We start from the raw sequence: 5,958 nt of genomic DNA on the forward strand, positions 1-5,958 counted from the left end.
ACTTGCCACGGCCGCCTTTGGCGGTCCCGAAGAACAACCCGCGAGCGATTGTTCTATCGGGGCCGTCGGCGGTCGGCAAGACGACTGTTATGCGGCAGCTTCGGGCCGAACATCCCGAGCTGTCGATAGCGCCCACAGTGACGACGCGGCCGATGCGGCCGGGCGAGGTGGACGGCGCGCCGTACTACTTCGTCGATGGACCCACGTTCGATCGCAAGATCGAACAAGGTGAGTTCCTCGAGTGGGCTGTGGTACATGGGACGTTCAAGTACGGCACCCCTCGTTCGGAGGTCGATCAGGCTCGGGCCGCTGGGCGGTCTGTGCTCATCGAGGTCGACCTGCAAGGTGCCCGCCAGATCCGGTCCACCATGCCGGATGCGTTTTTCGTCTTCCTCGCCCCTCCCAGTTGGGAGGAGCTGGTCCGCCGGCTCGTCGGGCGGGGAACTGAGGACGAGAAGGAACGAGCCCGCAGGCTGCAGACCGCCCGTGACGAGCTCGCGGCCGAGGCTGAGTTCGACGTGACCGTGGTCAACACGGACGTCGGCAGCGTCTGCCGTGAGCTGGTAGTATTAATGGGTTCATCCCCTTAGATCAGCCCGGAGGCAAACAGCGTGTCTGGAACCCGAGGCGTCGCGGAGGGTATTACCAGCCCTCCCATTGACGACCTGCTCTCCAAGACCGACTCGAAGTATGGCTTGGTCATCTACGCCGCCAAGCGGGCTCGTCAGATCAATGCCTACTATTCGCAGCTCGGCGAGGGCCTGCTCGAGTATGTCGGCCCACTGGTCGAGACTCGTGTGCAGGAGAAGCCGCTGTCCATAGCGTTGCGAGAGATCGACGCGGGACTGCTCACGGCTGAGGAGGTGGATCCGGCCGAGCTGGTCACGGAGACACCTCAGGCGGAGATCACCGCCGCGGACGTGACGCCCGAGGACATCGCGGCGGCCGGTCAGCCCGAACAAGAATGACCCCTGCGTCTGGCGACCCGGGCAGGACCCGGTATCGGGTTCTCCTGGGCGTCAGCGGAGGAATCGCTGCCTACAAGGCTTGCGAAGTATTGCGAGGCCTCGCTGAGGCAGGACATGACGTCCGGGTGCTGCCGACGGAATCGGCACTGCGTTTCGTCGGTGAGGCGACGTGGGCGGCGCTGTCCGGCCATCCGGTGAGCACCAGTGTCTTCGATGACGTGCATGAGGTGCCTCACGTCGCACTGGGGCAGGAAGCTGACTTGGTACTGGTGGTGCCCGCCACCGCCGACCTGCTGGCTCGTGCCGCTTCCGGTAGGGCCGATGACCTGCTGACCTCAACGTTGTTGACCACGCGGAGTCCGGTGGTGTTCGCCCCGGCGATGCACACCGAGATGTGGGAACATGCCGCCACCGTCGCGAACGTGGCGACGTTGCGATCCCGGGGTTGTGTGGTCATCGAGCCGGCCGTCGGGAGGCTGACCGGCGCCGACTCTGGCAAAGGCCGGCTCCCGGAGCCGGAGGCGATCGTCGGGCAAGCCCTCGACACGGTACATGCCGCCACATCGACGGATTTGGCCGGATACCACGTGGTGGTCTCGGCCGGTGGGACGCGCGAGTACATCGACCCGGTCCGGTACATCGGCAACCGCTCGTCGGGGCGGCAAGGTTACGCGCTTGCGCAGGCCGCGGTGAGCCGTGGGGCGCGAGTGACGCTCGTCGCAGCGAACGTCGGCCTGACCGACGTCGCGGGAGCTGACATCGTCCGTGTCGAATCCGTCGCCGATCTGCGCGAAGCCATGTTGAAGGCGGCCTCGACGGCCGACGCCGTGGTGATGGCCGCCGCGGTCTCGGACTTCCGCCCGCGGTCGTTTCACGACGCGAAGATCAAGAAGACCGCGGGGACCGACGACGCGCCGGCGATCGAGCTTGAGCGCACCGAGGACATTCTGGCTGAGCTGTCCCGTTCGCGGCGCCGGCCGGACCAAGTCGTCGTAGGGTTCGCGGCCGAGACGGGGGACAGCGATGGCGGTGTCCTGGAGCATGGACGAGCCAAGCTCGCGGCCAAGGGCTGCGACCTGCTCGTGGTGAACGAGGTGGGACGCGACCGCGGCTTCGAGTCGGAGGAGAACGAGGCGGTCATCCTAGGCCAGGACGGAACGTCGGTCGAAGTGCCGTACGGTCCGAAGTCCGCGTTGGCGCACACCGTCTGGGACCGCGTCGCCGGGCGGCTCACAGGGCCGACGTCGCCGTAAGGTTTTGCTGGTCCCAGGCGCCGCCTGCACTCGACGACCGGTATACGCTTCGCCTGGTTTCGACTCGCCAAATTGTGGTCGCCCGGGGCGGGACCGCGGAATTCTTTGCCCTCTCACGCCTCCGGCGGGTGGCCTTTCGTGCTGGTTGCGTGATCTGCGCCTCCGGAAGATCGGGCAAAGAGCTTCCCCGGCCCCTTCTGGGTCTCACTCTGGTCTTGTGTTGGGCGCCGCCTTTCACGCTTTCGGTGGGGTGGCTCGTCGTGCGTGCGTCCGCTCGTCCTGAAGTCAGGATCGGAAGGCCCGCGGTCCGGGCGGGCGGCCGATGCGGAGGCGTACGGGTGGGGTGGCTTCGTGTGGGCTGGTTTCGGAGTGAAACGGGTCAGTGTCGGAGGCCGCTGGATAGCCCTAGACTGGCGGTGCCAGAAGGAGGGCTCTATGGCCGTACGGTTGTTCACGTCTGAGTCAGTCACCGAGGGGCACCCGGACAAGATCTGTGATCAGATCAGCGACGCGATCCTGGACGCCATGCTGGCGGAGGATCCGGCGAGCCGGGTAGCGGTCGAGACGTTGGTCACCACGGGGCAGGTGCACGTAGCGGGCGAGGTGACCACGAGTACTTACGCGGATATTCCCGGCATAGTGCGCGAAACTGTGCTGGACATCGGCTACGACTCCTCGGCAAAGGGCTTCGATGGTGCTTCATGCGGCGTGAACGTCGCGCTGGGGGCTCAATCGGCGGACATCGCGCAAGGGGTCGATACGGCCTACGAAAGCCGCGTAGAGGGCGATGAGGACCCGCTGGACCGGCAAGGAGCGGGCGACCAGGGTCTGATGTTCGGCTATGCCTGCGACGAGACTCCCGAGCTGATGCCGCTGCCGATCACCTTGGCTCACCGGCTCGCTCAGCGGCTCGCGCAGGTCCGGAAGTCGGGCTCGGTACCGTACCTGCGGCCGGACGGGAAGACGCAGGTCACCATCGAGTACGACGGTGACCGGCCGTCTCGACTCGAGACGGTGGTGATCTCGACGCAGCATGCGTCGAAGGTCGACCTGACCAACCTGCTCACCCCTGATCTGATCAGCTATGTGGTGAACCCGGTGCTGGAGCAGTTCTCACTGGACTCCGGATCGATGCGGCTGCTGGTCAATCCGACAGGCCGGTTCGAGGTCGGCGGGCCGATGGGCGACGCGGGACTGACCGGGCGCAAGATCATCATCGACACCTACGGTGGGATGGCACGCCACGGTGGCGGAGCGTTCAGCGGCAAGGACCCGTCGAAGGTGGACCGGTCTGCCGCCTACGCGATGCGATGGGTGGCGAAGAACGTGGTAGCGGCCGGGTTGGCCCGTCGGTGCGAGATCCAGGTCGCCTACGCGATCGGCAAGGCTGAGCCGGTGGGGTTGTTCGTCGAATGCTTCGGCACCGAGCGAGTGCCGACAGAGCGGATCGAGCGGGCGGTGACGGAGGTGTTCGACCTCCGCCCGGCGGCCGTCATCCGTGATCTGGACCTGTTGCGGCCGATCTACCGAAACACAGCCGCCTATGGTCATTTCGGCCGGGAACTGCCCGACTTCACCTGGGAGCGTACGGATCGGGCCGAGGCGCTCAAAGCGGCCGTGGGCTGAAGGGCGGGCGCGGACAACGGCACGGCATGGGGTAGAAACGTCGGGTGAGTGATAGTGGCGATGCCGACCAGCTTGCCCTGGCCGGTGCGCCCGCACCGAAGCGGCCGAAGCCGCAACGGTCCCGGCCGGTGGCTGCCGAGCATCCGATCGCACGCGTACTGGTAGATCTCGGTCTCCCGCATTTGGACCGGCCGTTCGACTACGTCGTGCCTGCGTCGATGGCTGAGCAGGCAGTCGCGGGTGCCCGGGTCCGAGTGCGGTTCGCCGGAGCGGATCATGACGGGTTCATCGTCGAGAGAGCCGAGACCAGCGAGCACACCGGGCGGCTGTCCCCGCTGCGCCGGGTCGTATCGCCCGAGCCTGTCCTGACACCGCATCTGAGCCGGCTGGCCAGGTCGGTGGCCGACCGCTATGCGGGCACTGTCGCCGATGTTCTGCGGCTCGCGATCCCACCGCGTCATGCCGCGACTGAGAAGGAGCCGAGTTCCGCCGAGGTCGCGCCCCCTGCGCGGCCCGACGCCGGAATGTGGACGGAGCACATCAATGGGCAGGCACTGCTTGACGCGGTGGCCCGGCCTGCCGAGCCAGACCCGGGCGAGGATGACCGAACGGGTGTGGCGCCGCCTCGGGCAGTCTGGTCTCCTGCCCCGGCCGCGGACTGGTCGGAGCTTCTGGCCCGGCTGGTCGCGACTGCGCTGTCCGCGGGACGCGGCGTGGTGGTCGTGCTTCCTGACGGCCGCGATGTCGCCCGGCTCGATGCGGCGATCCGGCGGCTGATAGGGGAGGGCCAGCACGTGGTGCTGGGCGCCGAGGTGGGCCCAGCGCAACGATACCGGCGGTGGCTGAAGGTGCTGCGTGGATCCGTGCGGGCCGCGATCGGCACCCGATCGGCCGCGTTCGCGCCTGTGCACGGTCTCGGTCTCGTCGTCATCTGGGACGACGGCGACGACCTGCACGCCGAACCGAGGTCGCCGTACCCGCACATGCGCGAGGTGCTGCTGCTCAGGGCACATCTGGCTGGTGCGGCTGCCGTCGTCGGCGGGTTCGCCCGTACTGCCGAAGGTCAGTTGCTGCTGGACACGGGCTGGGCACAGCCGGTGGAGCCGGACCGCTCGGTGACCAGGGCGCGAGCTCCGCAGATCCACACCAGTGGCGATGCGTACGAGCAGGGCCGCGACCAGGCGGCCCGCAGTGCACGGCTGCCGTCGCTGGCGTGGCGGGTGGCTCGTGCCGGCTTGGAACGCGGGCCGGTCCTGGTTCAGGTGGCGCGTGCCGGGTACGTGCCGTCCCTGGCGTGTGCACGGTGCCGGGCACCGGCGCTGTGCGCCGCTTGTGGCGGCGTTCTCCGGCTGATCCGGGCGGACGGAGTGCCGCAGTGCGAGGCGTGCGGGAGCGCGGCGCCTGGCTGGCGTTGTGCGGACTGTGGACACGACCGTCTGCGCGCCGGCGCCGTCGGGGTTCGGCGTACCGCTGAAGAGCTGGGACGGGCATTTCCGGGCGTGCCAGTGGTGCTGTCCCGAGGCGGCGGGCGGAAGGCCGCGGAGCCGGGACATGACAAGCCCGACCGGGCCCCCGGCGAAGAAGCTGCTGAACGGGGCAACGAAGAAGCGGTCCGCGATGAGGTCGGGGCCGAGCCGACGCTGGTGGTGGCGACGCACGGCGCGGAGCCGGTCGCCGACGGCGGGTACGCGGCGGCGCTGCTGTTGGATGGGACGTCGATGCTGAACCGGCCAGGTCTGCGGGCAGCCGAGGAGGCGTTGCGGCGCTGGATGCGGGCTGCGGCGCTGGTACGGCCTCGTTCCGAGAGCGGCGAGGTGGTGGTCGTCGCTGAGCCGTCGGCGGCGGCCGTACAGGCGCTGGTGCGATGGGATCCAGGCGGGTTCGCCAGCCGAGAACTGGCCGAGCGCGGTCACCTGCACTTTCCGCCGGCGGCGCGGATCGCCGAGCTGCGGGGGGCGCACGGAGACATCGAGGAGATGCTGTCGCTGGCCGAGCTGCCGCCGGTCGCCGAGGTTCTCGGCCCGTCACCGGTCGACGACGAGACGGCGCAGGTCATCGTCCGGGTACCGCGGACGTCGGGCGCAGCGTTGTCTGCGGCGCTTCGGGAGGCG

General features: G+C 68.5%; 5 protein-coding genes. All 5 read left to right on the forward strand.

All coding sequences use genetic code 11. The features are described 5' to 3' along the window. Window positions 1-2 precede the first annotated feature (2 nt). Window positions 3-590, forward strand: coding sequence for a guanylate kinase (gene gmk / locus ELR45_RS21825; RefSeq protein WP_420813919.1), 588 nt, complete (start codon window positions 3-5; stop codon window positions 588-590). Window positions 591-611: 21 nt separating this feature from the next. After that, the gene (gene rpoZ / locus ELR45_RS21830; RefSeq protein ID WP_129668227.1) at window positions 612-968 is read left to right on the forward strand and encodes a DNA-directed RNA polymerase subunit omega; all 357 of its coding nucleotides are present in this window, start codon (window positions 612-614) and stop codon (window positions 966-968) included. Beyond that, on the forward strand, window positions 965-2,221 hold the full coding sequence (gene coaBC, locus ELR45_RS21835; protein ID WP_129668228.1) for a bifunctional phosphopantothenoylcysteine decarboxylase/phosphopantothenate--cysteine ligase CoaBC: 1,257 nt from the start codon (window positions 965-967) through the stop codon (window positions 2,219-2,221). Before rpoZ ends, coaBC begins: the two co-directional genes overlap by 4 nt. Before the next feature lie 435 nt (window positions 2,222-2,656). After that, window positions 2,657-3,847: a methionine adenosyltransferase gene (gene metK, locus ELR45_RS21840; protein ID WP_129668229.1), complete on the forward strand. Its 1,191-nt coding sequence runs from the start codon at window positions 2,657-2,659 to the stop codon at window positions 3,845-3,847. A 44-nt stretch (window positions 3,848-3,891) separates the two neighbouring features. After that, window positions 3,892-5,958 (forward strand): primosomal protein N' (locus ELR45_RS21845; protein WP_205857013.1); only part of this gene is annotated, 2,067 nt, incomplete at its 3' end.

The organism is Phytoactinopolyspora endophytica, assembly GCF_004138495.1.
In the GTDB taxonomy this organism is placed as follows: Bacteria; Actinomycetota; Actinomycetes; order Jiangellales; family Jiangellaceae; genus Phytoactinopolyspora; species Phytoactinopolyspora endophytica.